Origin of the sequence: Marinobacter sp. CH_CUG1437-1 (assembly GCF_037029655.1) — a bacterium.
GTDB lineage: Bacteria > Pseudomonadota > Gammaproteobacteria > Pseudomonadales > Oleiphilaceae > Marinobacter > Marinobacter salsuginis.
The window spans coordinates 72,038-98,732 of the sequence record NZ_JAYMEW010000008.1 but is presented as its reverse complement, the minus strand read 5'-3'; the positions used below and the strand labels follow the sequence as shown (position 1 = coordinate 98,732).

General features: G+C 58.7%; 28 protein-coding genes. 13 read left to right on the top strand and 15 right to left on the bottom strand.

What is annotated here, in order from left to right:
• Position 1 precedes the first annotated feature (1 nt).
• From WA411_RS17500 to WA411_RS17485, 4 genes are read left to right on the top strand one after another with little or no spacing between them, the layout of a single operon-like run.
• Complete coding sequence (locus WA411_RS17500; protein ID WP_291908410.1) at positions 2–1,255, top strand: aminotransferase class V-fold PLP-dependent enzyme; 1,254 nt, start codon at positions 2–4, stop codon at positions 1,253–1,255.
• A 13-nt stretch (positions 1,256–1,268) separates the two neighbouring features.
• A complete protein-coding gene (locus WA411_RS17495; RefSeq protein ID WP_291908408.1) occupies positions 1,269–1,622 on the top strand; it encodes a HesB/IscA family protein in 354 nt (117 codons plus the stop codon).
• A 40-nt stretch (positions 1,623–1,662) separates the two neighbouring features.
• Complete coding sequence (gene sufT / locus WA411_RS17490) at positions 1,663–2,205, top strand: putative Fe-S cluster assembly protein SufT (protein ID WP_069181842.1); 543 nt, start codon at positions 1,663–1,665, stop codon at positions 2,203–2,205.
• Positions 2,206–2,676, top strand: a complete 471-nt coding sequence (locus WA411_RS17485) for a SufE family protein (RefSeq protein ID WP_069181843.1) — start codon at positions 2,206–2,208, stop codon at positions 2,674–2,676.
• A 12-nt stretch (positions 2,677–2,688) separates the two neighbouring features.
• On the opposite strand, the gene WA411_RS17480 is transcribed toward WA411_RS17485, so the two are convergent.
• Positions 2,689–3,894, bottom strand: coding sequence for a flagellar assembly protein T N-terminal domain-containing protein (locus WA411_RS17480; protein WP_291908405.1), 1,206 nt, complete (start codon positions 3,892–3,894; stop codon positions 2,689–2,691).
• Between the two features lie 18 nt (positions 3,895–3,912).
• Entirely contained in the window at positions 3,913–4,461 is a 549-nt protein-coding gene (locus tag WA411_RS17475) for an LPP20 family lipoprotein (RefSeq protein WP_069181845.1), read from the bottom strand.
• A gap of 248 nt (positions 4,462–4,709) precedes the next feature.
• On the opposite strand from WA411_RS17475, the gene traF reads away from it, so the two are divergent.
• From traF to trmL, 5 genes are all read left to right on the top strand, one after another.
• Positions 4,710–6,011, top strand: a complete 1,302-nt coding sequence (traF, locus tag WA411_RS17470; RefSeq protein ID WP_291908402.1) for a conjugal transfer protein TraF — start codon at positions 4,710–4,712, stop codon at positions 6,009–6,011.
• Positions 6,012–6,189: 178 nt separating this feature from the next.
• A complete protein-coding gene (locus WA411_RS17465) occupies positions 6,190–7,311 on the top strand; it encodes a multifunctional CCA tRNA nucleotidyl transferase/2'3'-cyclic phosphodiesterase/2'nucleotidase/phosphatase (RefSeq protein ID WP_291908400.1) in 1,122 nt (373 codons plus the stop codon).
• A gap of 9 nt (positions 7,312–7,320) precedes the next feature.
• Entirely contained in the window at positions 7,321–8,067 is a 747-nt protein-coding gene (locus WA411_RS17460; protein WP_291908398.1) for a pteridine reductase, read from the top strand.
• Between the two features lie 127 nt (positions 8,068–8,194).
• On the top strand, positions 8,195–9,373 hold the full coding sequence (locus tag WA411_RS17455; protein WP_291908396.1) for an acetyl-CoA C-acetyltransferase: 1,179 nt from the start codon (positions 8,195–8,197) through the stop codon (positions 9,371–9,373).
• Positions 9,374–9,378: 5 nt separating this feature from the next.
• A complete protein-coding gene (trmL, locus tag WA411_RS17450; RefSeq protein WP_209400174.1) occupies positions 9,379–9,843 on the top strand; it encodes a tRNA (uridine(34)/cytosine(34)/5-carboxymethylaminomethyluridine(34)-2'-O)-methyltransferase TrmL in 465 nt (154 codons plus the stop codon).
• Here trmL and WA411_RS17445 read toward each other — a convergent pair.
• From WA411_RS17445 to WA411_RS17410, 8 genes are all read right to left on the bottom strand, one after another.
• A complete protein-coding gene (locus tag WA411_RS17445; RefSeq protein ID WP_291908393.1) occupies positions 9,801–10,622 on the bottom strand; it encodes a heme ABC transporter ATP-binding protein in 822 nt (273 codons plus the stop codon). The genes trmL and WA411_RS17445 overlap by 43 nt on opposite strands.
• On the bottom strand, positions 10,622–11,659 hold the full coding sequence (locus WA411_RS17440) for a FecCD family ABC transporter permease (protein WP_291908391.1): 1,038 nt from the start codon (positions 11,657–11,659) through the stop codon (positions 10,622–10,624). The genes WA411_RS17445 and WA411_RS17440 overlap by 1 nt, the downstream gene beginning before the upstream one ends.
• Positions 11,649–12,503, bottom strand: a complete 855-nt coding sequence (locus WA411_RS17435) for a heme/hemin ABC transporter substrate-binding protein (protein ID WP_336119298.1) — start codon at positions 12,501–12,503, stop codon at positions 11,649–11,651. Before WA411_RS17435 ends, WA411_RS17440 begins: the two co-directional genes overlap by 11 nt.
• Positions 12,500–13,573: a hemin-degrading factor gene (locus tag WA411_RS17430; protein ID WP_291908387.1), complete on the bottom strand. Its 1,074-nt coding sequence runs from the start codon at positions 13,571–13,573 to the stop codon at positions 12,500–12,502. Before WA411_RS17430 ends, WA411_RS17435 begins: the two co-directional genes overlap by 4 nt.
• 4 nt (positions 13,574–13,577) lie before the next feature.
• Positions 13,578–14,702, bottom strand: coding sequence for an HmuY family protein (locus tag WA411_RS17425; RefSeq protein ID WP_291908384.1), 1,125 nt, complete (start codon positions 14,700–14,702; stop codon positions 13,578–13,580).
• A gap of 37 nt (positions 14,703–14,739) precedes the next feature.
• Complete coding sequence (locus WA411_RS17420; protein WP_291908382.1) at positions 14,740–16,749, bottom strand: TonB-dependent receptor plug domain-containing protein; 2,010 nt, start codon at positions 16,747–16,749, stop codon at positions 14,740–14,742.
• A 144-nt stretch (positions 16,750–16,893) separates the two neighbouring features.
• A complete protein-coding gene (secB, locus tag WA411_RS17415; RefSeq protein ID WP_064227537.1) occupies positions 16,894–17,397 on the bottom strand; it encodes a protein-export chaperone SecB in 504 nt (167 codons plus the stop codon).
• A 144-nt stretch (positions 17,398–17,541) separates the two neighbouring features.
• Positions 17,542–17,958, bottom strand: a complete 417-nt coding sequence (locus WA411_RS17410; RefSeq protein WP_008169323.1) for a rhodanese-like domain-containing protein — start codon at positions 17,956–17,958, stop codon at positions 17,542–17,544.
• A gap of 147 nt (positions 17,959–18,105) precedes the next feature.
• Between WA411_RS17410 and gpmM the strand changes: the two genes are divergently transcribed.
• From gpmM to WA411_RS17390, 4 genes are all read left to right on the top strand, one after another.
• Complete coding sequence (gpmM, locus tag WA411_RS17405; protein ID WP_069181856.1) at positions 18,106–19,653, top strand: 2,3-bisphosphoglycerate-independent phosphoglycerate mutase; 1,548 nt, start codon at positions 18,106–18,108, stop codon at positions 19,651–19,653.
• Between the two features lie 20 nt (positions 19,654–19,673).
• A complete protein-coding gene (locus WA411_RS17400; RefSeq protein ID WP_291908378.1) occupies positions 19,674–20,807 on the top strand; it encodes a murein hydrolase activator EnvC family protein in 1,134 nt (377 codons plus the stop codon).
• Positions 20,808–20,904: 97 nt separating this feature from the next.
• Positions 20,905–22,311, top strand: a complete 1,407-nt coding sequence (locus WA411_RS17395; RefSeq protein WP_136631227.1) for a S41 family peptidase — start codon at positions 20,905–20,907, stop codon at positions 22,309–22,311.
• Positions 22,308–23,123 (top strand): divergent polysaccharide deacetylase family protein, encoded by an 816-nt coding sequence (locus WA411_RS17390; protein ID WP_418766814.1) that lies wholly within the window; start codon positions 22,308–22,310, stop codon positions 23,121–23,123. The genes WA411_RS17395 and WA411_RS17390 overlap by 4 nt, the downstream gene beginning before the upstream one ends.
• Here WA411_RS17390 and hisF read toward each other — a convergent pair.
• From hisF to WA411_RS17365, 5 genes are all read right to left on the bottom strand, one after another.
• Positions 23,120–23,893, bottom strand: a complete 774-nt coding sequence (hisF, locus tag WA411_RS17385) for an imidazole glycerol phosphate synthase subunit HisF (protein WP_069181860.1) — start codon at positions 23,891–23,893, stop codon at positions 23,120–23,122. The genes WA411_RS17390 and hisF overlap by 4 nt on opposite strands.
• A 9-nt stretch (positions 23,894–23,902) precedes the next feature.
• Entirely contained in the window at positions 23,903–24,640 is a 738-nt protein-coding gene (gene hisA / locus WA411_RS17380) for a 1-(5-phosphoribosyl)-5-[(5-phosphoribosylamino)methylideneamino]imidazole-4-carboxamide isomerase (RefSeq protein WP_291908376.1), read from the bottom strand.
• Positions 24,634–25,275, bottom strand: a complete 642-nt coding sequence (hisH, locus tag WA411_RS17375) for an imidazole glycerol phosphate synthase subunit HisH (protein WP_136631230.1) — start codon at positions 25,273–25,275, stop codon at positions 24,634–24,636. The genes hisA and hisH overlap by 7 nt, the downstream gene beginning before the upstream one ends.
• A gap of 71 nt (positions 25,276–25,346) precedes the next feature.
• Positions 25,347–25,940, bottom strand: a complete 594-nt coding sequence (hisB, locus tag WA411_RS17370; RefSeq protein ID WP_014578250.1) for an imidazoleglycerol-phosphate dehydratase HisB — start codon at positions 25,938–25,940, stop codon at positions 25,347–25,349.
• A gap of 138 nt (positions 25,941–26,078) precedes the next feature.
• Positions 26,079–26,540 (bottom strand): SRPBCC family protein, encoded by a 462-nt coding sequence (locus WA411_RS17365; RefSeq protein WP_069181862.1) that lies wholly within the window; start codon positions 26,538–26,540, stop codon positions 26,079–26,081.
• Positions 26,541–26,695 lie beyond the last annotated feature (155 nt).

Below are 26,695 nucleotides of genomic sequence, written 5' to 3'. Positions count from 1 at the left end.
TATGACCGATCTGTCCGTGGCAAGCACAGCCAAGCGCACCACCTTTGATGTGGACGCCGTTCGCCGGGATTTCCCGATCCTGTCTCAGCAGGTGAACGGCAAGCCCCTGGTGTATCTGGATAATGGTGCCTCGGCCCAGAAGCCTGAGGCCGTGCTGAACGCCATGGATCGGTATTACCGTGAGATGCACTCCAACGTCCATCGTGGCGCCCACACGCTCGGAGACCGGGCGACCGCTGCGTTCGAAGGGGCCCGTGAGACTGTCCGAAACTTCCTGAATGCGGAAAGTACCCGGGAGATCATCTGGACCCGTGGTACTACCGAGGCCATCAACCTCGTTGCCAACGGCCTGGCTCCTCGCCTGAAGGCCGGAGACGAGATTCTGGTGAGCCACATGGAGCACCACGCCAACATTGTGCCCTGGCAGATGATTGCCGAGCGCACGGGTGCAAAAGTGGTTCCTGTTCAGGTAACCCCGGACGGCGAGCTGGATCTCGAATTCTTCACCAGCCTGCTCAATGAAAAAACCCGGGTACTGGCAATCACCCATGTTTCCAACGTGCTTGGCACCGTAAACCCCGTGGCAGCCCTGATTGAACAGGCAAAGGCGCACTGCATCATTACCCTGGTGGACGGCGCCCAGGCAGTACCCCATTACCAGCCGGATGTGCAGGCACTGGGCTGCGACTTTTACGTGTTCTCATCGCACAAGCTGTTTGGCCCCACCGGTATTGGCGTGCTTTACGGCAAGGCCCAGTTGCTGGAGGAAATACCTCCCTACCAGGGCGGCGGCGAGATGATCGAGCGGGTGTCCTTCGAGCGGACCACCTGGAACACCCTGCCCTACAAATTCGAGGCCGGCACGCCGGCCATTGCCGAGGCGGTGGGCTTGGGCGCAGCCATCGACTACCTGAACGGTCTGGACCGTGCTGGCATGGAAGCGGCCGAGGCCTCCCTCCTTGAGCGGGCCAACCAGCTGGTGGAAACCGTACCCGGCATGGAGATCATCGGCACCGCCAAACAAAAAGTGCCGGTCATGTCCTTTAAAATTGCCGGTTTGCACCCCAGTGATATAGGCACGCTGCTGGATCAGCAGGGCATTGCGATCCGCACCGGCCACCATTGCGCCATGCCGCTGATGGATTTCTATGGAGTTCCCGGTACAGCCCGGGCCTCATTCGCGTTCTACAATACACTGGACGAGGTGGATACATTGTTTACCGCCCTGCAGAAAGTCCAGCGTCTGTTTGCCTGATGGAGGTGGAATCATGACAGCCGAAGTCTTCACCCCGACCGTTGCCGTCACCATGACGCCCAGTGCGGTCAAGCACGTGCGCAAGCAGCTGGAGAAGAAGCCGGAGGCCAAAGGCATCCGGCTGGCCATCAAAAAGAGTGGCTGCTCCGGCTTCAAATACGAAACCCAATGGGTGGATGACGCCGCCGCCGACGACAAGGTGTTTCACATTGATGGCGTTGATGTTTTCGTGAAAGAAGAACATCTGCCACTGGTGAACGGCATCGAGATCGATTTCGTGACGGAAGGCGTGAACTCCATGTTTCAGTTCCGCAATCCGAACGCCACCGCAGAGTGCGGTTGCGGCGAGAGCTTTACCGTCGCGTAATACGACACCCAAGATTGAATCAAGCGAGGCCAGAACAGGCATGCAAGAAAGGGAAGTGGTCCTGACCAAACGCGAGGTGGAAGCCCGCCTTGTTCCTTCCGGAACCGAAATCATGATTCCGTCGGACACCTTTGTGACCATCACACAGTCACTGGGCGGTACCTTTACCGTTGCCGTGAATGGCAATCTCGCCCGCATTGAAGGCCACAATGCCGATGCCCTCGGCAAAAAGCCCCTGGAAAGCAGCTTCGAAACTCCCGAAGACGGCACCGTCAACGAAAACCAGGTCTGGGAAGCCATGCGAAACTGCTACGATCCGGAAATTCCGGTAAACGTGGTGGATCTTGGCTTGATTTACGAGTGCAAGATTGAAAATGGCACCGAAGACGGCAACCACGTCTACGTCCTGATGACTCTGACGGCCGCCGGTTGCGGCATGGGCCCGGTGATTACCGAGGATGTGAAAACCAAGCTCGAGCACGTGCCCAACGTGGACAAAGTCACCGTTGAGCTGACTTTCGATCCGCCCTGGAGCAACGACATGCTCACCGACGAAGCCAAACTCGAACTGGGAATGCTGTAAATGACTGCCAGTGAACAGGACTTTCTGAACAACCCCCTTGGCAAAGACACCACCCTGGAAGACGTTCTGGATGGCTTCGAGCTGCTGGACGACTGGGAAGAGCGCTACGCTTTCATCATCGATCTGGGCAAACAGCTTCCTGCCTTCCCGGAGGAATCCCGGGTTGAGGAAAACTATGTTCACGGCTGCCAGAGCCAGGTCTGGCTGATCCACCACTTCGACGAAGACAGCGGCCGGCTTTACCTCTTGATTGATTCAGACGCCATGATTGTACGCGGGCTGGCCGCCATCATTCTGGTTGCCCTGAACGGCAAAACCCCGAGGGACCTGCTGGCAACCGACATCGATGAGTTGTTCGAGCAACTGGACCTGTTCCGCCATATTTCGCCGACCCGGGGCAACGGCCTTCGGGCCATGGTCGGGAAAATCCGGGATATTGCGGCTGCAGAGGCGGCCGGCGCCAGCAACTGATACCTACCCGCCTTACCAGATAATCGCGATATCATCTCTCTGGATGTTCAAGATGCCGCCGAGCTGCGGCATCGTGCCCCGACTGAAATGGGGCTGAACGCTATCAAGAGTGACGGTGACCTCGGTGTCATGTAGCTCCGGAGAATCTTCAGGAGCATCCAGATAGCGCTTGCTCCGGTAAAGCTTCAACTCGTCGCCCGGCCTGAGCCCGGCGGTAGCCCCCGATTCCAGCGTCACCCCGTGGCCGTCCACCCGCGCAATCCGGGTAATAAAGGGCTGACACGCCAACGCCTCGGTCACGGCGGCCGCCATTTCCCCGATTAAACCGTTCACTGCCTGTCCATAGGCGGTCTTCTGGAAGCCCGCTGAACCAAATCCGGCAGAACTTCCCGGACCAGCATCCCACTGGGCTGCTGTCGCAAACCTCTGCCGGTAGACAGGCGCACCGCTGAATCCGTCAAATATAATCAGATCAGCCGCGAACCGACGGCGTTGATCCACCATGCCAATGCCCCGTTGCATCCTGTCAAGCACAGAAGTACCCCAGGCCGACGGGTCTGCCACACCCAGATCCCGAATAACCCCGGTCACCACGAACTGCACACCCATTTCACGGGCCAGCTCGAGTACGTTGCTTAATCGATTGTCGTTCTGCTGAACCGTCGGTGCGTTCAGCAGGTCGGTAAACATTCTTGAAGTGGTCGCGCCGAAAACCTGCAGACCGCCCTGGGCCACCAAACGCTGTTGCAGCTGTTGCGGCAAGATCTCGCCGGCATCGTCAATTCGCCCTACCCTGGCCTGGTCCGGATACAGCATCGGGAAGCCGGTCACCGCGACCCGCTTTTTCAGCCGGCCGGCATCGCCCGCGCCGCACTGGCTGCGACTCTCGCTGATATCTCCACGAACAATTACCCGTAACAGGTTACCACTCTGGTACTCATCAATTATCCGCACGTTCCGGGCTCTGGCGCTTGAGGCCAGATCCATACGGGATTCGGTGATAACGCCGTTTTTCATGGTGTCGTGCGTGCTTACCCTGGCCTCGTACTGGAGCGAGAGGTCCCGGATCGCCGCCTTGCGGGCTTCGGCCCGGGCGGCTTCCAGATTTCCGTTGTGGATATTGGCGTGGCCAACACCTTCAAGGACAACAGCCTGGGCACCCGAAACCTGAACAAGGGCGAGCATCCCGAATGCAGCCAGTAACAGCAAGCGTTTCATAGCTTTCAGTACTCTCGATCAATCAAGGTAATACAGGGAATCCACGCCCTTGCTCTGCACATCGCCCACGCTGTCATTCTCCTGAGGCATGGGGATCGGGCAGAGATCCTGCACCTGATCATCAGCCACCTCGGCGACACAGGCCCGGAAACGGGGCTCAAGTTTCAGTTCCATCACGGTCTCGAACACGCCGTCGCTGTGCTCGTTCACGGCGACCAGCTTCGCGCCCCGTATGTAACTGTCGACGTAGGTTCTGAACATATCATTGCGCAAGACAAAATCGTTCACGGTGGAACTGCCGTATACGACGGTACCGTATACGCGTTCCACGAGATTGCGGTAAGCATCCAGCTGGGACGCTCGCCGGGCCATCAGACGTTTGCGGGTATCCGAACGGTCGGCCGCAACATCCTCATAGGTCCCCAGACCGCTCACCCGCACCGTTATCGGCTCAAGCATCGTATCCTGGCGGGGCTGGCTGCCGTTATCCCCCTGGTGGCTGCCAATCGGCGCACAGGCTGCAACCGTTGTCGCCAACAGAAGCATGAGTATCCAGCGAAGATTCATTGCGTGTCTCCAGAAAACATCATTTCCGCTTGCCCATGAAAAAATTACGCCAGTTTTTCTAAACCACTGATATTTCGATTAACAACGTCCATTCCTCTCATTCTGCAATCCCCAAGCGGCAAAAAACTGCCTCCGTTTACACATCAAAAACAAACCGTTACCCCATGCGTCATGCGCTGGAAAACGTTCTGCATTAACCTTTCTAGTACGTCATATCTATTTTGCTTTTTTACACTACAGGATTCTTCATGACCGGACATCGTCTGACCAAACTCTCTGTGGCCATCGGCCTATCCATTGCCACCTCATCAACACTGGCCAGCCCCCAGTCTTTTATGTCTGCACGCTCATTCGCCATGGGCGGCACAGGGGTGGCGGTTGCAACACCTTCTACAGCGCCCTCGGACAACCCGGCAATGATGGCTGCGGATCACCATAGCTGGCACGATGATTTCGGGCTGATGCTGCCCTCGGTGAACGCCCGGGCAGCCGATGAAGAAGAAACAGTTGATCAGGTAGACGATATTCAGGATGTAATCACGGATCTGGAATCGCTCGTTTCCGGCTTTGATCCGAATACAGACGACGAACAGGTAATTAAGGATGGTGCGGCAGATCTGAGCAATCGCCTGACCGAATTCGACAGGGACACCATGAGAGTGAACGCAGGTCTTGGATTGGCTCTGGCTGTGCCCGGACAATCCCTTTCTGTTGGCATATTCACCAATGGTAATCTGACGGCGACGGTTCGTGGTGATGTCTCTGACCAGGATATTAGCGCCCTCGACAACATTGCCAATGCCGCATCGGCCCAGGACGTGCAAATTGCCGTCGACCAGATCAGCACGAATGGCAACCTGGATCTGACATCGCAGGGACAGATACTTGCATCCGCCGTCGGGGAAGTGGGCATCAGCTTTGCCCGCTCCTTTGAGCTGCAGAATGGCAACAGCTTCCAGCTGGGCCTTTCACCGAAATACGTTGAACTGCGCACGTTCCAGTACACCGAGTCGGTTTCCGGTTTCGAAGATGACGAATTCGATGACGACCAGTATCAGACCGAAAAGAGTGGGTTCAACGTGGACGTTGGTGCAGCCTACAGCTTCGGTGACTCCAATCAGTGGAACACAGGTATTGTTGTTAAAAACCTGATCCCCATGGAACTGGACTCCGCCGCCAGCCGGCCGCTGCTGGGAGAGGAAGTTCGTACACTGAAGCTCGACCCGATGGTTACAGCTGGCATTGCTCACAAGAGCGAATACCATGTAGTTACTGCAGAAATTGACCTGACCAAGAAGGAAGCCTTTGGCTTCGAGGACGACACCCAGTGGGCAGCCCTCGGCGCCGAATTCGATGCCTTCCGTTACGCGCAGCTTCGGTTTGGCGTTCGCCACAACATGGCCAGCAACGATGACAACGACGGCATTGAAGAGAAAACCCAGTTCACCGCCGGTCTTGGCCTGAACATTGTTGGCGTCCGCCTTGATCTCGGCGCCCTCTACAGCGATGCGGATGTGGGCGCAGCCCTGGAGCTTGGCACCGCGTTCTGATCAAAAACTGAAAGAGGAAGCAGATGAAGGTTTGATCTGCCTCCAACTTCCGATTAAAGCCCGCCCATGGCTATCACGGGCGGGCTTTTTTATGGCCTGTCGTGTTACAGGTTTGCCTGCCCTGCCCTGGAACCGGATAATCCACCGACACACTCCCCCGAAAGGAATCAGACATTCCATGCAGGCCTATCTGGTTGGCGGTGCCGTTCGTGACGAATTACTCGGCCTTGAGGTCAAGGACCGGGACTGGGTGGTGGTCGGCGCGACACCAAAGGAAATGCTTGCCAAGGGGTTCAAACAGGTGGGCGCGGACTTTCCGGTCTTTCTGCACCCCCGCACCCGGGAAGAATATGCCCTGGCTCGCACCGAGCGCAAAGAGGGGCGCGGCTACCACGGTTTTACTGTTTATAGCGCACCGGATGTCACCCTCGAGCAGGACTTGCGGCGACGGGATCTGACCATCAATGCGATAGCCAAAACCGAAGACGGCGCCTTGGTGGACCCCTTCAAGGGCCGAAGCGATATAAAAGATCGCAAGCTCCGCCATGTCTCGGAAGCCTTCGCCGAAGACCCCCTGAGAATTCTTCGCACCGCCCGGTTCGCAGCCCGCTTTCAGCCACTTGGATTCAGCGTGTGCGATCAGACCATGGGCCTGATGAAGCAAATGGTGGCTAGCGGAGAAGTGGATCACCTGGTTCCGGAACGGGTCTGGCAGGAATTTCAGCGGGCACTGCATGAAAAGGCGCCCCGGGCCTTTTTCGACGTTCTCCGGGACTGCGGGGCCCTGGAGGTACTCATTCCGGAACTGGCACCCGAAAAGGTGTTTCAACTTGCGATCGCGGCGCTTGGCTGTGTCCAGAACCAATCTGACGCCCAGACGGAAGAACGCTTTGCCGCCCTGCTTTCCCCCCTGGATGACTCTGCAGCCGTGGCACGAGCCAAGGCACTGAAAGCCCCCAATGATTGCCAGAACCTGGCGCGACTGGTTACAGCCTTCAAGCCACAAATCAGGAACATCGATGCTCAGCACCCTGAAGCCGAAGCCTTGCTGGACCTGCTGGACCAGGCGGACTTCTGGCGCCGCCCGGAACGTTTTTCGCAACTGATGAACGTGCTCGAATGCGCTCTTTCCGACAGGCCGGGCCCACTGAACCTGCTTCGAACCGCCTCTGGGGCCGCTACCGGTGTTGACCCAAAAACTCTCCTCGCCCGGGGCTACAAAGGCAAGGAGCTGGGCAGCGCAATCCGGACTGAGCGCCTGAAACGTATCGGCGATGCCATCGCCCCGACCAACCACTGAGGAGTCACCATGCCGTCCACAACACCCGTTGCCCTGGTCACCGGCGCAGCCCACCGTCTTGGCGCACAGACGGCCCGGACACTTCACGAAAGAGGCTGGAACCTGGTGATTCACTATCGGAGCCGTGAAGAGCAGGCGAACTCACTGATTGCGCAGATGAACCGCCAGAGGCCAGACTCCGCCTGTGCTCTTCAGGCGGATCTGAGCCAGACAGCCGAGATAGCCCGGTTGGCCCGTGATGCCGTCGAACACTGGGGCCGACTGGACGCGTTGGTGAACAATGCATCGGTGTTCTACCCCACCCCGACCGGGGACGCCACCGAAGACGACTGGGACACCATCCTGAATACCAATCTCAGAGCCCCTTTCTTTCTGGTGCAGGCGTGTCTTGCTGAACTGCGTCAAAATCGAGGCTGTGTGGTGAACATGATCGATATCTACAGCGAAAGACCTATCGACGACCACCCGTTGTACTGCGCCAGCAAAGCCGGCCTAGCCGCCCTGACACGTTCCTGGGCAAAGGACCTTGCACCCGATGTGCGCGTCAACGGGGTTTCCCCCGGGGCAATCCTCTGGCCCGAGGGCGAGGCCGAAATGGACGAGACCGCGCAGCAGGCGATTCTCGAGAAGACCCCACTGGCCCGCACCGGGAATCCTGATGATATTGCCCATACCATCGCATTCCTGGTCTGCGATGCGCCTTTCATCACCGGTCAGGTGATCGCCGTGGATGGTGGCCGAAGCCTGAACATGTAATCCAGACAGTGGCCTCCAAGGCTGCCTACTTTGGCCGGGCGCCGCTTTCCGGATACAATGCCGTCAATTTTCAATCCTGCACGCGCCGGGCCTGCTTCCCCGCGTGCCTCTGATCCGGAGAATTCCCATGCGTGATGTCGTAATCGTTGCCGCCCGCCGAACTGCTATCGGAACCTTTGGCGGAGGTCTCTCCAGCCTGAGCGCAGACCAGCTGGGAACCGCTGTGATCAAGGCAATCCTTGAAGAAACCGGCGTCGCCGGCGACCAGATCAACGAAGTGGTGCTCGGCCAGGTGCTTACCGCCGGTTGCGGCCAGAACCCGGCTCGCCAGTCTGCCATCAACGCGGGCATTCCTGCCTCTGTACCCGCAATGACCATCAACAAGGTCTGCGGTTCCGGCCTGAAGGCCGTGCACATGGCTGTACAGGCGATTCGTTGCGGCGACGCCGAACTGATGATTGCCGGCGGCCAGGAAAGCATGAGCCAGGCGCCGCATGTACTACCCAACAGCCGCAACGGTCAGCGCATGGGCAACTGGTCCATGGTGGATACCATGATCAAGGACGGCCTTTGGGATGCCTTCAACGATTACCACATGGGCATTACCGCCGAGAACATCGTCGAGAAATACGGTATCAGCCGTGACGAACAGGACGAGTTTGCTGCGGCGTCCCAGCAGAAAGCCGCCGCCGCCCGCAGTGCCGGCTACTTCGATGGCCAGATTGTTCCGGTCTCCATCCCCCAGCGCAAAGGTGACCCGATCGTGGTAGACCGCGATGAAGGGCCGCGCGATGGCGTGACCGCCGAGAGCCTGGGTAACCTGCGTGCAGCGTTCAAGAAGGACGGCACCGTGACCGCCGGCAACGCCTCCTCCCTGAACGATGGCGCCGCCGCCGTGATGGTCTGCAGTGCCGAGAAGGCAAAAGAGCTGGGACTGACTCCGATTGCCACCATCAAGGCCCATGCCAACGCCGGCGTGGACCCGACCATCATGGGCACCGGCCCGATTCCCGCCAGCCAGCGCTGCCTGAAACTCGCAGGCTGGAGCGTGGATGACCTGGACCTGGTGGAAGCCAACGAAGCCTTTGCCGCCCAGGCCATTTCCGTCAATCGCGACATGGGCTGGGACACCAGCAAGGTAAACGTGAACGGCGGTGCCATTGCCCTGGGCCATCCCATCGGCGCCTCCGGCTGTCGTATCCTGGTCTCCCTGCTGCATGAAATGGTTCGCCGCGACGCTCACAAAGGTCTGGCCACACTGTGCATCGGTGGCGGCATGGGCGTTGCCCTGGCTGTCGAGCGCTAAGCTTCATGCTCCACGTGGTGCTGTACGAGCCGGAGATACCGCCGAATACCGGCAATATTATCCGGCTGTGCGCCAACACCGGTTGTCAGCTGCATCTGATTGAACCGCTGGGTTTTAACCTGGAAGACAAGCAGATGCGGCGGGCCGGGCTGGATTACAGCGAGTACGCGTCGGTCAGGATTCACCGGAATTACCGGGACTTTCTCGCCAGCGAGCAACCGCAACGCCTGTTCGGCCTGACCACCAAAGGCAGCACTCACTACCATCAGGTGCAGTATCAGGATGGCGACTACCTGATGTTCGGCCCGGAGACCCGTGGCCTCCCTGCGGAAGTTCGCGAAGGCCTGCAGCCCGAGCATCGCCTGCGGGTTCCCATGCAGCCGGAGAGCCGCAGCCTGAACCTTTCCAACACCGCGGCCCTGGTGGTTTACGAGGCCTGGCGGCAACTGGGATTCCAGGGCGCGGTGTAGGTGCCCGAGAGCCCGCTGCGCCGTGGCACCACCATCGGGTAGCCCTCCTCAAGCTCCACAACCCGTGCGGCAAAGCCGTAAACCGTTTCAAGCAGGTCAGGCGTGAGCACTTCCCGCGCAGCCCCTTCCTGAACAAGATGGCCCGCCTTCATCAACAAAAGGCGATCTGCAAACTGGGCCGCCAGATTCAGATCGTGGACAACCGCCAGAACCGCCACACCCTCTTCTTTGGCCAGACGTCGGACCAGATCCAGCACCAATTGCTGATGGGCCGGGTCCAGGGCGGAGGTGCATTCGTCCAGCAACAACAACCGGTCGCCCGGGCTGTCGATGATCTGGGCCAGCACCCGTGCCAGCTGCAACCGCTGCTGCTCACCTCCGGACAGGCCCGGGACGAGCCGATGCTTCAGGTGAGCAATATCCAGTTCGTTCAGCAACCTCTCCACCGCCGGATCACTGCCACGCCGGGCCGCTCCGGGGCGACCCAGATGCACCACCTCCTCGACCGTTAGCGGGAAATTCACCTCCACCCGCTGGGGCATGACGGCGCGTTGACGGGCCAACCGCTCCGGGCGCCAATACCCGAGTTCCCGCCCGGAAAGCATCACGTTGCCGATGTAGGGCAGATCGCCGCTGATGGCCTTGAGCAAGGTCGACTTGCCGGCGCCGTTCGGGCCCAGGAGCATCAACAGCTCCCCTGCAGCCAACTGGCAATCCATGCCGTGGACAATCCTTGATCGCTCAACGGATATTTGGACATTGTTTACGCAGAGAACCATCAGATAACCTTTGTCCTCAACAGAAGCGCCAGGAAGAAGGGGCCGCCGATCAGCGCCATCATCAGGCCAATGGGAAGTTCCGCCGGCGCTACAACCACCCTTGCCAGGGAATCCGCCGCCACCAGAAGTGTGCCGCCCACAAGGGCACTGAGGGGTAACACCACCCGATGACTGGCACCAAGTAACTGGCGAACCAGGTGGGGCACCACCAGCCCGACAAACCCGATAAGCCCACTGAACGCAACGGCCGCTCCAACACCCAGACCGACCACCAGAATGGCGACTTTCTTGACGGTATCGGTGCGATAGCCCAGGTGCCCGACCACTGATTCGCCAAGCAAAAACGCATCCAATGGACGGGCCAGCAACGGAGCAGCCAATAACGCCAACAGCATGAACGGAGCCCCAACCAGCAAGTCATCCCAGCCGGCATGGCCGAGACTGCCCATGGTCCAGAACGTCAGCGAACGCAGCTCCTCGTCATTGGCATAGAAAGTCAGCAATCCGGTGGCGGCGCCCGCTACGGCGTTGATTGCAATCCCCGCCAGCAGCAGAGTTGCCACGGCGGTCTGGCCCGAGCGGTTGGCAATGCGCCAGGCCAGCAACACCGTACCGCTGCCCCCAAGAAACGCGGCGATGGGTAAGGCCCATTCACCGGTCATGGCCAGCCAACCGCCAAGCCAGGTATTACCCAGCACGATCACCGCAATGGCCGCCAGGGAGGCGCCGGCGGAGACCCCGATCAGACCCGGGTCGGCCAGAGGGTTGCGAAACAGTCCCTGCAGCAGGGCGCCAGAGACTGCCAGCACCGCTCCAACCAGAAAGCCGAGCAGGAATCTCGGCATCCGTACTTCCAGCAGCACCATCGAAGCCACCGGATCGCTCGCTTCCCGACCGGTGATCACACTCAGGATATCGGTGAATGCCAGCGGATAGGCGCCACTGGTAACGGACACCAGGGCAACGAGCACGGCGGCCAGTAACCCGACCACCAGTGACGGCGTAAAACCGAACCGGCCCGCGGCGTCACGAATCATTGGCTGACACGTTCGAGGATGCCGGCAATACTTCGTTTACCGCAGCCATGGCATCGGGCAGCCTCGGGCCAAACCCCAGCAACAGCATCCCGTCTGCTACCAGCCGGTGCCCGCTCTGCCAGGCGTCGAGACGCTCTACCTCCGGCCAGGAACCGATGGCAAACTGGCCGGGCGTAGACTCGGCAATCACGATGGCATCCGGTTGGGAAGCCAGGATGGCCTCCCTATTGACCGGCTTGTAGCCCTTCAGGCCGGACACCGCATTGTCCGCGCCAACGGTATTCAGCAGTGCTGAAGCAGCGGTTTCTTCGCCCGCCAGCATCACCGAGTGATTGCCAGCTGCAAGAATGAACAGCACCTTCGGCCGGCTTCCCCGGGATTGCGATGCCTGCTGGATACGGTTGATCTGCAACCGGAGCTCGGAGGCCAGGGTCTGTGCCCGCTCCTGTTGGCCCAGCAATTCACCCACGGTAACAATGCGCTCCAACGCAGCATCCGGTGTTCTTGCCGACGACAGTTTCTCGACCTGAACACCCGCCCTGGCCAGTCGCTCCAGGTTTTCTTCCGGAGCGGCCTGCTCGGAGGTAATCAGCAGATCGGGCTTGAGTGCGAGCACCCCTTCAAAAGGTAACGCCCGCAGGTAGCCAATTTTGGGCAGCGAGTCGGTCTGTTCCGGATAACCGCTGGTGGTGTCCACGCCTACCAGCAATGACTCCAGGCCCAGTCGGTACACAATCTCGGTAATTGCTCCGTCAGCCGTCACAACCCGCGGCGAATCCCCCGCCTGGGCGGAAGACGCGATTGCAGTAGCCAATAGGAGCCACCCAAGAACCCTCGATATCATGACAAAGCCTCCAGGGTCGCCGCCTGCTCCCGCCAGAGCTCGGATTCCGGAATGCCGGGTTTGCGCTCACCAAACACGGTCAACACCAGCTCACCGTCGGCGTTAAAGGCCTCTACTGAGGTGATAATCCCGTCTGCAGAGGGGCGGCGGACCAGCCACCAGCGCCGGATTGCTTCGGTGTTGGCATGGAGGTTGAAGCCGCTGTCCAGAACGTTCATCCAGGGCCCAGTACGGCGCAGATTGGCCACCTTGCCCGTGAATATCTGCACGATGCCGGGATTGCCGACGAAGAACATCGCCGAGCACTGATTATCCCGAAGCAGCTCCAGTAGCCGGTCCAGCACGTCGCCATCGGTACGCTCAAGCTCGGTCGCCCATTCGCCTCTCAGGAGTTCCAGCGCCGTCAAACGATCGGTACCCGCCCGTTTCAAAAGCGCACCAAAATGATGGACATCCTTGAGTTCCCGCCAGCCCTCTCGGAGAACCTCTGTGTTGACGGCTTCTGGTGCTACCCGTTGAGGAACCGGGCGCGTGCCCCGAGACTTGAACGGCCTCAGCTCTTGATCGGCGAAAGAATGGACCAGACGCTCCCATGCCTCGCCATCCGTATCGGCAACCCGGTAGATCTTGTGGACCGCAGCGCCGTAATGATCAAAGAACTGCAGACTCTCCCTTGACCCGGAACGAACCTGTTCCTGCACCTGGTAGCCATAGGCCCAGTGTTTAAAAAAGACCCGGATATCGATCTCGCCGACGGCCAGCCCCATGGCCCCGGACCTGCCACTGGTGAAATCCTTGAAGGTGCCGGTAACCTCATGAACCACCTCGTTGTTACGGCTCAGAATCATGACCGGCCCGACGCTCTCAAGGGCCTTTAGAAGTTCCCCGAAGTTGTCCTTGAGAGGAATCAGTGCATCGCCGCCACGCAGCCGAACCAGCTCCATCTCGCTGACGCCCAGCTTGTCCGCCATCTGGCGGATCCTCATGTTTGGCTCTGCTTCTTGCAGTGTCCGCCAGCGCGCTGCGAGCGACCCGGTTGCCGTGCCTGTTGCCATCGCTGTCTGTTGCATGGGGTTACTCCTGCGCCTGCTGAAGTTCAACCGGCAGCCAGCGCACGGTCGGCTGGCCGCTGGTTCCGTTCTGGTCGTAGTAACCGACAATCTGCAGCGCCCAGACCATGGACTCCGAATCATCGATATCCGCCTTGATCAGGAAGGTCCGGAAGTTTGGCCAGATCTTGTGCTGATCGGTCAGGTTGTAGGCGTACCAGGTGTTATCAGCGAATACCCCGCCGGTTGAGTCCGTGTTGTAAAGCTGGGGAACCCCTGGATCGCTGTCATTGGCTGCAAGCTCGGTCCAGGTCATCGGATCAGAGGCGCCGCCACTGCCGTTGCCGGACACGCCGCTGTTGGATTTCAGGTACCAGTCGCGTCCGGAGAAACCGATCTGGACATCCCAGAGGTCGCTGGTCGCGCAATCAACAACAGTTGCCGAATCAAAATCGAAGCACGCATCGCCGCCGTCGTAGCCTGTGGGCGGCGTGAATGTGACAGGTGTGGCACTGAATTGCGACGCGCCGGAGGCCTGCACATCAAACTCCAATGTGAAATCCTCAATGCCCTGCCCCTCGCGGGTCGGGAAGTTGAAGTCGACAACCCGCATCCGGGCGAAGCTGTCGCCCTCGGCGGATCGCACCAGATAGCCAACGTCCGACTGTTCGGAGATGACCCCGGTGGCGAAATCGTACTGGGACCAGGCGTCGGACGCCCCGAACGCGCTGGCGAAGGCATCCTGTTGCCAGTTTGCCGGTTCCTCGAGAATGCCCAGCAAATGCTCCTGCTCGGAGTTGGCGGTGGCGTTGGTAAATACGTTCGCGTCGGGATCCCCGTTACCGTCGTAGAAATCGTCCTGGGCGATGGCCAGGGCACCACCAACACGGCCGGTTCCCGACGCACCGCTGTTTACTTTGAAGCTCAACCGGCTGGCAGCGATGTGCCAGTTATCGCCTTCTTCCACCATCGCTCCGGTTTCCAGATTCAGATAGACCGTCTCCGTAGCTGCGGGCATCAACTGCTCGGAAAAACTGCTGACATCATCCGCGTCGTCCTGTGCAATGGAGTTGTCACTGCCTCCGCCACAGGCCGTCAAAGCCAGGGCGGCCAGCACAATGGCCGGGGGTCTGGTATCGAAAAGATCCATGGATATCTCCTTCCTATCGTTTTTTGGTGGTCAGGCATTATTCGCCAAAGGAAACCGTCAGCCCGGCGTAGAGGAACCGCCCGGCAACCGGTCTGAAATCTTCACTGGCATTGGAAAAGTCGCGCTGCTCGTCGGTGATGTTGTCGGCACCGGCAAACAGCCGAAACTGGTTGGAAATCTGGTAATTCAGTTTCAGGTCGGCTGTGGTATAGCCCGGGGATTCGGTTCCCGCAGCAGCATCCACAAACTCCTCGCTCTGGTACTTAAGCCGCGCACTCCAGGACAGGCCGGTTACCCCGAGCGGACCATCCAGTCCGAGACGCGCCTGATGCCTTGGCCGGCGATTAAGCTCATTGCCTGTCGCCAAATCCTCGGTTCGGGTCAGGGTGTAGCCAGCGGTGAGCCGCCAGTGCTCGGAAGGCTCCCAGCCGGCAGTGGTCTCGAACCCCCAGGTCCTTGCCTCGGCAAGGTTTTCATAGGAGAAAACCTGAACGCCGTCGTTCCGCGCCTGGGTGGCCTCAGTATCCGGTGAGGTCTGGATCAGTTGCTCGATGTCGTTCAAGAAGGCGTTCGCTTCCAGCCATGCAGACCGGTTCCAGGACAGCCCTCCCCCAAACTGATAGCTGATGGATTCCTCCGGTTGCAGCCCTGGAGTCCCCTGCACGACGTAGCCAAGCTGGCTGTGATCAAAGGTGAAGTACCTTTCCTTCAGATTCGGCACACGGTATCCGGCGCCAACACCACCACGCAGGAAGCCCGTCAGTGAATCGGTTCGGACCAAGTCGTAGCGTGCATTAATCTTGGGTGCTGTGTGAGTTCCGAAGTCGGAGTCATTCTGGAACCGGACGCCAGGCACTAGCTCAAGATGTTCATTGGGCATCCAGGTGTCCTGCACCCAGGCTTCCTGGCTTTCACGCTGTCGGCGAGGTTCTGCACCGAGCTCGGAAGCACCGTCCTTGGTCTGATCGAGCGTTTCACGGTTGAAATCGACGCCACCCTGCAGGTGATGACTGAGCCCCACTGGCTTGCCCAGATGGGCCGAAAAACGGGATAACGTAGATTCGGCACGACGGTCATCAAAGACTCCGCTGCCGGTGTACTTCAAGGTATCGTCGTTGAGGATCTCCTGGACGGCGGACCAGCCCGCTCTCAGATCAGAGTTGCGGCCATGATCTCCGGAGAGGGTATAGCGCGTACGGGTAACCGTTTCATCCTTACCCTGATTGATAACAAAAGGCGGGTTCTGTTCGGTGAAACGGGATCCGGACTCCTCCTCGAATCGTGCCACTGCGGCGCTGAGGCGATGATCTTCGTTCGGAGACCAGTCGGTGCGGAAACTGAGATCGGTACGATCGTATTCATCGCCGGGCCTTGCCCAGGTATCCGGCTCCGGGTCGATGCCATCGGAATGTTGGTGTGACGCGGACAACCGCAGGGCGAATTCTTCGCTCCCCCCCTGGACCGTGGCTCGGGCCGAATATCGGGCGGGGTCGGCTTCATCGCCCGAGGGATTCTGGTCACCATAGGTGCCTGCATCGGTGGTGAACTGACCGGAGAGCCCCGGCGCTGGCGGCCGAGTGATAACATTCACCACGCCACCGATACCAGAACTGCCATACTGGGCAGAGACGGCGCCCTTGACCACTTCCACCCGCTCGATATCGAGCACGGACAACTGGCTGACATCGACAGTCGACCCGGTTGTGGCCGTCATCGGCAAACCGTCAATCAGAACCAGCACCCGATCGGATTCAACGCCCTGGAGCCAGACCTCATAACCGGGCTTGCCGTGGATTTCCCGAAGCTGCAAACCCGGAACGTTCTCCAGAGCCTCTTTCAGATTGCGAGCGTGGGTTTTCTCAATCTCTTCTGCAGTAACCACCTCGGTTCGAACCGGAGTATCCAGCAACTGACGCTCCGTGCGGGTTCCGGTAACAACAAGCTCATTCAGGTAACCGGCCGACCGGTTGTCGGCAAGCGTTGCCGTAGAGACCATGGCAACCAGGGAAAGGCAGGACAGAGAGAGATATGATTTTCGAAAATGCATAGATCAACCAAACGACTCACAATTTAATGCGAACGATTATCGTTTGATTTTAGATTTATATCAATGCCTGGGCTGGAATTTTTGTATGGGCACAAAAAAACCGGCCGGAGCCGGTTTTTCTATTTCTGCTTCATCTGCCGCAGATCAGTGAGTCTGCTGCTCTTCGTTTGCCTCGCCCGCAGCTTCTTCCTGCTTGCGCTTGAGCGCCTGGGCATAGATGGCATCGAAATTCACCGGCGCCAACATCAGGGCCGGGAAGCTGCCCTTGTTCACAATGCCGTCGATCGCTTCGCGAGCGTAGGGGAACAGGATAGTCGGGCAGTAGGCGCCCAGCATCTGGCCCAGCTGCTGGCCTTCGATGCCCTGAACCAGGAACACACCGCCCTGCTGGATCTCGACGATGTAAGCCACCTTCTCACCCACTTTCGCGGTAACGGTCAGGGAAAGCACAACCTCGTACTGGTTGTCGCTGACTTTGTTGTGGGAGGTATTCAGATCCAGGTTAACCTGCGGCTTCCACTGCTCCTGAAACACAGTTGGAGAGTTGGGCGACTCAAAAGACAGGTCCTTCACATAGATGCGCTGAAGGGCAAACTGGGGTTGGTTCTGGTTGTCACTGCCTGCTGCGGCTTGCTGATTCTCAGCCATTTTCAGTCCTTTCGTTCTCAATCGTGGGCTCGGGGCCCGTTGTTATGGGATGCTCTAGGGCTTGCTGCCGGGACATTTTACGTTCCGGCCGGGCCGGCTAATGTGAAACAGTGCGGCAGAATGATCTTCAGATCAAGGGCCAACCTATTTCTTCACGAGCGGAAGGTTGCTTGCCTTCCAGTCCGCCACACCACCATTCAGGCGGACCACATTGCTGAAGCCTTCCGCGTTCAGCTGCTTGACCGCCATGGCGGAATGCTGGCCCATCTTGTCAGCAACGATAATTTGCTTGTCCTTGAACTTGCTCAGCTCGCCAACGCGACTCTTGAGACTGTTCAGGGGAATGTTGATCGAGCCGGTAATACGCCCCTCACCAAACTCCTTGCGGTCCCGGATGTCCACTACAACGGCTTCATCCTTGTTGATCAGATTGACCGCGCCCTGGGCCGAGATCTTGGCACCGCCACGACGGGACTCCAGAATAAGAATGGCGACCAGAAATGCCACGAACAGCGACACAAGAATGTAGTGGTTAACGACAAATTCAAACAACCGGTCCATGAATTTACCCTGATGATGAGTTTGGCGCGATTATACACAGCCTGCTCCCCGGACAGAAGGTGACGAAACTGGCCAGTAAATGCGAAAATAGATAGACTCGATTTTCGTTTTAGTAAATTTACTAACATTTCACTTCCGGACTGAATGATGACTGCAATGCGCAAGCCGACTGCACTGATTATCCTGGACGGCTGGGGCCACCGTGACCCGGCTGAAGACAATGCCATCAGCAACGCCAGCACCCCGTTCTGGGATCAACTCTGGCAGAGCCAGCCCAAAACCCTCATCAACACGTCAGGGATGTTTGTCGGGCTGCCGCAGGGGCAAATGGGTAACTCGGAAGTTGGCCATATGAACCTGGGCGCAGGGCGCGTGGTCTATCAAAGCCTGACTCGTATCGACAAGGACCTGGAGGAAGGCACTTTCCAGAAGAATGAGGTTCTCTGCTCCGCCATCGACAAGGCCGTTCAGAGCGGCCGCGCCGTCCATCTCATGGGGCTGATGTCTCCCGGTGGTGTGCACAGCCACGAGGACCACATTATTGCGGCCGCGGAGCTGGCTGCTGCACGCGGCGCGAAGGAAGTCTACATCCATGCCTTCCTCGATGGCCGCGATATGCCACCTCGCAGCGCCAAACCGTCACTGGAGAAAGCGGCCGCGAAACTCAAGAGCCTGGGTGTTGGCCGGGTTGCGTCGATTGTCGGTCGTTACTATGCCATGGACCGCGATAACCGCTGGGACCGGGTGGAAGCCGCCTATAACCTGATGACCCAGGGCACTGCAGAGTTCATCGCAGCCGATCCGGTTTCCGGGCTGGAACAGGCCTACGAGCGCGGGGAGAACGACGAGTTCGTGGCACCCACGCGCATCCACGCCGCGGGCGAGCCGGAAGGCACCATCAACGATGGCGACACGGTACTGTTCATGAACTTCCGCGCCGACCGCGCCCGGGAGATGACGCGCACCTTCGTGGAAAAGGACTTTGACGGTTTCGAACGCAAGAAGCACCCGGAACTGGCCGATTTTGTCATGTTGACCGAGTACGCGGCCGACATCAAAACGTCCTGCGCCTACCCGCCGGAGCAGCTTACCAATGGCCTTGGCGAGTATATGGCGAAGCAGGGAAAGACCCAGCTGCGAATTGCCGAAACCGAAAAATACGCCCACGTAACCTTCTTCTTCAATGGTGGCCTGGAAACGCCGTTCGAAGGTGAGGACCGGATCCTGGTGCCGTCCCCCAAAGTAGCCACCTACGACCTGCAGCCGGAAATGAGCGCGCCGGAAGTTACGGACAAGCTGGTAGAGGCCATCAAAAGCGGCAAATACGATCTGGTGGTCTGCAACTACGCCAATGGCGACATGGTTGGCCACACCGGCAAGCTGGATGCGGCGATCAAGGCAGCCGAATGCCTGGACGAGTGCGTGAAGCGTGTTGTCGAAGCTCTGGATGAAGTTGGCGGCGAAGCACTGATTACCGCCGACCACGGCAACTGCGAGCAGATGACCGACCCCAACTCCGGTCAGGTCCACACCGCCCATACAATCGGGCCAGTGCCACTGGTATACACCGGCCATCGCAAGGTTGAGCTGAAGAACGACGGAAGCCTGAGCGATGTGGCACCTTCGCTGCTCACCCTGATGGGGCTGGAGCAACCAGAGGAGATGACCGGGCACAGCCTGGTTGAGATCGGCTGATCCAGGAACGGAACCAACCTTTGCGACTGACCGCAACTCTGGCGCTCACCCTTTTTCTGGGTGCAGCGCCGGCACTCGCCCAACAGGATGTTACCCCGGCCCAGATCGAGGAACTCAAGGAACGCATTGAGGACATCGACGATTGGCTGGAGGACGCCGAAGAAGACCGCTCCTCCCTGGAGCGGCAGCTTGCCGCGACCGAAAAGAACATCAGCCGCCTGACCCGCGAGCGGCGATCCCTGCGCCAGCAGGCAGATCAGCAGCAGCAAAGACTCAGGGAACTGGAGAATGAGGCGCAGGAGCTCACACAAACCCTCGACCGCCAGCGGGAGAGCCTCAAGAAGCAGATCCGCGCAGCCTGGATGGAAGGGGACGCGCCAGCGGTAAAAGTCCTGCTCAATGAGATAGATCCGGACAAGATCGCCCGGACCATGACCTATTACGAATACCTCAGCAAGGACACCGTCAACCGCCTGGAAGCGTTCAGGCAAAGCCTGCAAGAACTCAGAAACACTCAGGCTGCCGTGCAATCGACACGGGTCGAACTGGCCAGAACCGAGGAAAACGTCGCCAAACGCCAGCAGGAACTGACCGAATCCAGACAGAAACGCCAGCAGACCCTGGCAGCACTCAAAGCCGACATCCAGAACCGCCTGAGCGAACGGGAAGAGCTGGAATCAGATCGCAAACGGCTGGAAAACCTGCTTGAAGAAGTCCAGCAGGCAATCAACAACATCCCCTCACCCAATGAATCCCAGCCCTTCGCTTCACTGCGCAACAAGCTGCCATGGCCAGTAGAGGGTAAGGTATTGAGCCGCTACGGTGAACGCTATGCCGATGGCAAACTCCGACGCAACGGCCTGCTTATCGGCACCGGGGATGAAGCGGAAATTCGTGCAATACACTACGGTCGGGTGGTGTTCGCCAACTGGCTTCGGGGTTTTGGCCTGATTACCATCATTGATCACGGCGACGGCTACATGACACTGTACGGCCACAGCAGTAGCCTGTTCACCAGTCCCGGGGACTGGGTGGTTGCAGGTGAGCCGATCGCCCAGGCAGGCCGTACCGGTGGCACCGATTCCCCGGCCCTGTATTTTGAGGTTCGCCACAATGGCAAACCCGACAATCCGGGCCGGTGGCTGGCGAACTGAGGCACTCGTCGAGGGCTGACAAACGCCGCGGGTAACGCCATACTGTCCGGAGTCAGGGAATCCAGTCCAACTATCGGAATAAAAACAGGATATGTGAATGAAACGGGTCAGAAGTACACTTAACGCCTTTCCATTACGCAGCATTGCGCTCGCTACCTGTTTCGCAACCGCCTCCGGACTGGTCTGGGCCCAGGATGAAGACACCACCACCGAACAGCTTCTCGAAGGCATCCAGAATGGCGAACGGGTGGAAATCAGCCTGCCGGATCCCGAGAAACAGCTGCCGTTGGAAGATCTTCGGAAGTTCACCGAGGTATTCAGCCGCATCAAAGACGCCTATGTCGAGGAAGTAAGCGATCGCAAACTCCTCGAAAGCGCCATCAAAGGCATGCTGTCGGACCTTGACCCACACTCCACCTACCTGGCACCGAAGGACTACGAGGAACTGGAAGAAAGCACCTCCGGCGAATTCGGCGGGCTGGGCATTGAAGTGGGCATGGAGAACGGCTTCGTAAAAGTGATTGCGCCCATCGACGACACGCCGGCCCAGAAAGCGGGCGTCCAGGCCGGGGACCTGATCATCAAGCTTGATGAAAAGCCGGTCAAAGGCATGAGCCTGGAAGAAGCCGTCAAACTGATGAGGGGCAAACCCGGCTCTGTGCTGACACTGACGATCATGAGGGAAGGCGAGACAGGCCCCATTGAAATCGAAGTGGAGCGCGACATCATCAAGGTCACCAGCGTGAAATCCCGCATGCTGGAGAATGGCTATGGCTATGTTCGCATTACCCAGTTCCAGGCGGATACCGGTTCACAGTTCAGGGATGCCCTCAACGGCCTTGAAGACGAGCTGGGCCGTGATCTTGACGGGCTTATCATAGACTTGCGCAACAATCCGGGTGGCGTGTTGCAGGCGGCTGTAGAGTCTGCGGATGCCTTGCTCGATGAAGGGCTTATCGTCTACACCGAAGGCCGTATCCAGAGCTCGCGCCTGCGTTTCAGCGCAAGGGCAGGCGACATCATGGCAGGCACGCCCATTGTGGTGCTGATCAACGGTGGCTCTGCCTCGGCATCGGAAATCCTGGCCGGTGCACTCCAGGACCATGAACGGGCCGTGGTGATGGGCACCCAATCCTTCGGCAAAGGCAGTGTCCAGACGGTGATTCCACTGGATGAGACCCATGCCATCAAGATGACCACCGCCCGCTATTACACGCCCGATGGCCGTTCCATCCAGGCGACGGGAATCAAGCCGGACATCGTAGTACGCCCGGCGGAGCTGAAGGAACTCGACAGCAAACCCTTCTTTACCGAAGCAGACCTGAGCGGTCACCTTGAAGGCCAGAACGAAGGCCAGGAGAAGGACGGCGAAAGCGAAGCAAACGCCGATTCAGGCTCCCTCGCAGACCGGGATTACCAGCTGCGTTCGGCACTGAACCTTCTTAAAGGCATCCGGATTCTGAACCCTAACAAGAAGGACAAGGCAGAAGGAAGCGATCAGTGACAGTAGCGCGTACCCTGCTGGCATTGGCATTCTGCATTACGGCCGGCGCGGTGTCGGCAGAGCCGACACGAACGGCCCTACCCCCGACCATTGCCATCATCATCGATGACATGGGCCACAGCCTTGCTGAAGGTAAGCGACTGGCAAACCTGGATCAGCCGCTTACGCTGGCCTTCCTGCCCTACCGGCGCCACACCGACAGCCTTGCCCGGCTCGCCCACAAGCAGCACAAGGAAATCATGCTGCACGCGCCCATGGCCAACACCCGCAATTACGGCCTCGGCCCGGGCGGCCTGACCCCGGATATGGATGAACAAAGCATGGTAACCACGCTTCGCCGTGCGTTGCAGTCGATTCCCCATGTGCAGGGTGTCAACAACCACATGGGCAGCCTGCTGACCCAGCAGCTGCAGCCCATGGACTGGGTGATGAAGGAGTTGTTCCGCTACCCGGTGTACTTTATCGATAGCCGCACCATCGCCTCATCTGTAGCCGGCGATGTCGCCGCCGCCTACCGGATTCCAACCATGACCCGGGACGTGTTTCTCGACCATGAGCAAACAGAAGAGTTTGTAGACCGCCAGTTCAAACTGCTGATCAAGCGCGCCCGGGAAAACGGCAGTGCCATCGGCATTGGCCATCCTCACAAGGTCACTGTGGATTATCTGGAGAAGCACCTGCCAAAACTGGATGAGCAGGGTATCGCCATAGCCACAGTCAGCGGACTTTGGGCCATGCGCAACGGTAATCGTGAGATGTTTGCGGAGGGAGAAAAGCAGGCCATTCGACCTGCTTTCGCAAAGAAGGATTAATCGCGGACTTCTATACCCTGGGCCTTCATAAAGGCCTTTGCTTCCGGAATGGTGTGCTGCCCAAAGTGGAAGATAGATGCCGCCAGTACCGCATCGGCCCCACCCTGGGTAACGCCATCAGCAAGGTGCTGGAGCTCTCCGACACCGCCTGAGGCAATCACCGGCACAATTACCGCATCGCTGATGGCCTTGGTCAGGCCCAGATCAAAGCCGATCTTGGTGCCGTCCCGGTCCATGCTGGTAAGCAGTAACTCACCAGCGCCCATATCTACCATCTTGCGCGCCCATTCAACGGCATCCAGCCCCGTGGGCTTGCGACCACCGTGGGTAAAGATCTCCCAGCGGGGTTCCTCACCCTCCTCACTGACGCGCTTGGCATCAATGGCCACCACAATGCACTGGCTACCAAAGCGCTCGGCCGCTTCCCGCACAAACTCGGGGTTGAACACAGCGGCAGTGTTGATCGACACCTTGTCTGCACCGGCATTCAGCAGCTTACGGATGTCATCCACCGTGCGCACACCGCCGCCCACCGTCAGCGGAATGAAGACTTCCGCTGCCATTCGCTCGACAGTCTCGTAGGTGGTGTCACGGCTTTCATGACTGGCCGTGATGTCGAGGAAGGTGATCTCGTCGGCGCCCTGCTCGTTGTAGCGACGGGCTACCTCCACCGGGTCGCCGGCATCACGGATATCAACGAAGTTGACGCCTTTCACCACGCGGCCTTTGTCGACATCGAGGCAGGGAATGATGCGTTTTGCCAGAGCCATAAGCCGTCCTTACCCCTTCAGGCCGTCGCAGAAGGCCTGGGCTTCAGCCACGTCCAGCGTGCCTTCATAAATGGCACGCCCCGTGATGGCACCCAGGATACCTTTGTCGGCCACGGTCGCCAGGCGCTTGAGGTCGTCCATGTTGGTGACACCGCCAGAGGCAATCACAGGTATTCCGCCCTCTTCCGCCAGCGCAGCAGTGGCCTCAACATTGACGCCCTGCATCATGCCATCGCGGCTGATGTCGGTATACACGATGGCGTCCACGCCGTCGTTGGCAAAACGCTTGGCCAGATCGGTGGCCATCACTTCCGAAACTTCCGCCCAGCCATCGGTGGCCACACGGCCGTCTTTGGCGTCCAGGCCCACGATGATGTGGCCGGGGAATTTCTTGCACATCTCGGTGACAAATTCCGGCTCTTTAACGGCCTTGGTTCCGATGATGACCCACTGCACGCCTGCCTTCAGATAGGCCTCGATGGTTTCAGCCGAGCGGATGCCGCCACCGATCTGTATCGGCAGATCCGGATATTTGCGGGCAATGGCCTGGACGATTTCACCGTTGACCGGCTCGCCGGCGAAGGCGCCGTTAAGGTCAACCAGGTGTAGGCGGCGGGCACCGGCTTCCAACCAGCGGGTGGCCATATCGACAGGGTCGTCACCAAACACCGTGGAGTCGTCCATGCGGCCCTGGCGAAGGCGCACGCATTTGCCGTCTTTAAGATCGATCGCGGGAATTATCAGCATTTTCCAGTCCAGTTTGTAAAATTCTCAAGCAGCTGCAGTCCCGCTCGGGCACTTTTCTCCGGATGGAATTGCACTGCAAAAATATTGTCTCGCGCGACGGCTGCCGCAAGATCCACCCCATAGTGGGTGCGGCCTGCCATATCAGCGTTGCCCTCGGCTTCTGCGTAGAAGCTGTGCACGAAGTAGAAACGGTCACCCTCGGGAATGTTTTGCCAAAGGGGATGATCCATGGTCTGCTGCACCTGGTTCCAGCCCATGTGGGGCACTTTCAGACGCTCGCCGTTTTCCGTGAGGTGGTCACCGAAATAACGCACTTCCGAAGGGAACAGGCCGATGCAGTCAACGCCGCCGTTCTCTTCACTGCGGGACATCAGGGCCTGCATGCCAACACAGATGCCGAGAAACGGGCGATCTTGAGAGACTTCACGAACCAGATCCACCACCCCAAGGCGATGCATTTCCGCCATGCAGTCGCGAATGGCACCGACGCCTGGGAGGATGACACGGTCGGCTTCACGGATTTTCTGGGCGTTGTCGGTGACCAGTACGGTGGTATCCGGGGCAACGTGCTCTACCGCTTTTTTGGCAGAGTGAAGGTTACCCATGCCGTAGTCGATTATGGCAACGGTTTTCATGATTGTTGCGGTGTCCTTGATTGACCGGCCACAACTGACCGGTTAAAGCGAGCCGTCTGGTGACGAGCCTTTTACAACGAGCCTTTGGTGGACGGCGTAATGCCAGCCATGCGCTCGTCCATTTCAATCGCCATACGCAGGGCACGACCGAAGGCCTTGAACACGGTTTCAATCTGGTGGTGGGTGTTTTTGCCCTTCAGATTGTCGATGTGCAGGGTCACCATGGAGTGGTTCACAAAGCCGTGGAAGAATTCCTCGAACAGGTCAACGTCAAAACCGCCCACGGCGCCACGGGTATAGGGCACATCCATCATCAGGCCCGGCCGACCGGAAAGATCGATAACCACACGGGAAAGAGCCTCGTCCAACGGCACATAGGCGTGGCCATAACGGCGGATACCCTTTTTGTCGCCAACGGCCTGCTTGAAGGCCTGGCCAAGGGTGATACCGATGTCTTCAACGGTGTGGTGGTCATCGATGTGCAGATCGCCCCTGGAAACGATATTCAGATCAACCAGGCCATGACGGGCAATCTGGTCCATCATGTGCTCCAGAAAGGGCACGCCGGTGTCGAAACTGGATTTACCGGTACCGTCGAGATCAATCTCAACGGTGATCTGGGTTTCAAGGGTATTTCTTTCTACCCGAGCCTTGCGTTCGGCCATGGGGACTCCGTGACAATTGAGCGGCATAACGCCGGAAAAATTCTATCCGACGATTATACCTTTTATGTCCGCCGGAGTCCCACAACCGGTTTAATCGCTGCAATAGCGAAACGCGGTTATTCAGCAGACCGGGTCTTGTCAGAAAGCCTTTTTGAGGTTGTTCATGTAGGTGTCCACAAGACTGTTGAACTCGTGTTTGATAACCGGGCTGATTGCCAGTTTGAGCAGGCTTGGCAGGGGCACCGTCAGCTCTGCACTGGTCTGGAATTTCACGGCCGTGGCATTGTCGCCCTTGGGTTTAATGGTCCAGGAACCGCTTACAACGCCGTTGCCTTCGCCTTTTACCGGCTCCCAGGTAATCCTTCCGGCGTCTTTGTCCGAATGGTATTTGCAGGCGTAAACGGACTGGATGGCGTGCTTGTCGACACCAACTTTTTCCATTTCCCAGCGGTAGGTGTTGTCGCCGAGGTCGGTCAGTTTGTGAACCTTGGGAAAGTGACTGGCTGAACGTGGCACATCGGCCAGCAGATCAAACACTTCATCATAGCCTCCGGGAATCTCAAGCTCCCGGTTCAGCTCAATAGAGACGGTAATAGCCACGGCCAACTCCTTCTTGTGTTTATAGGTATCAATGTAGTCGGTAAATCAAGGACGTGTATTTTGGCCCAACACTACCGCATTGTCATACTCCTGCGCTGTTAATTTGTTAACCCTGCGTTATCCTTTGGGTCATTGGCGTCGGTATTCGCCGCGAA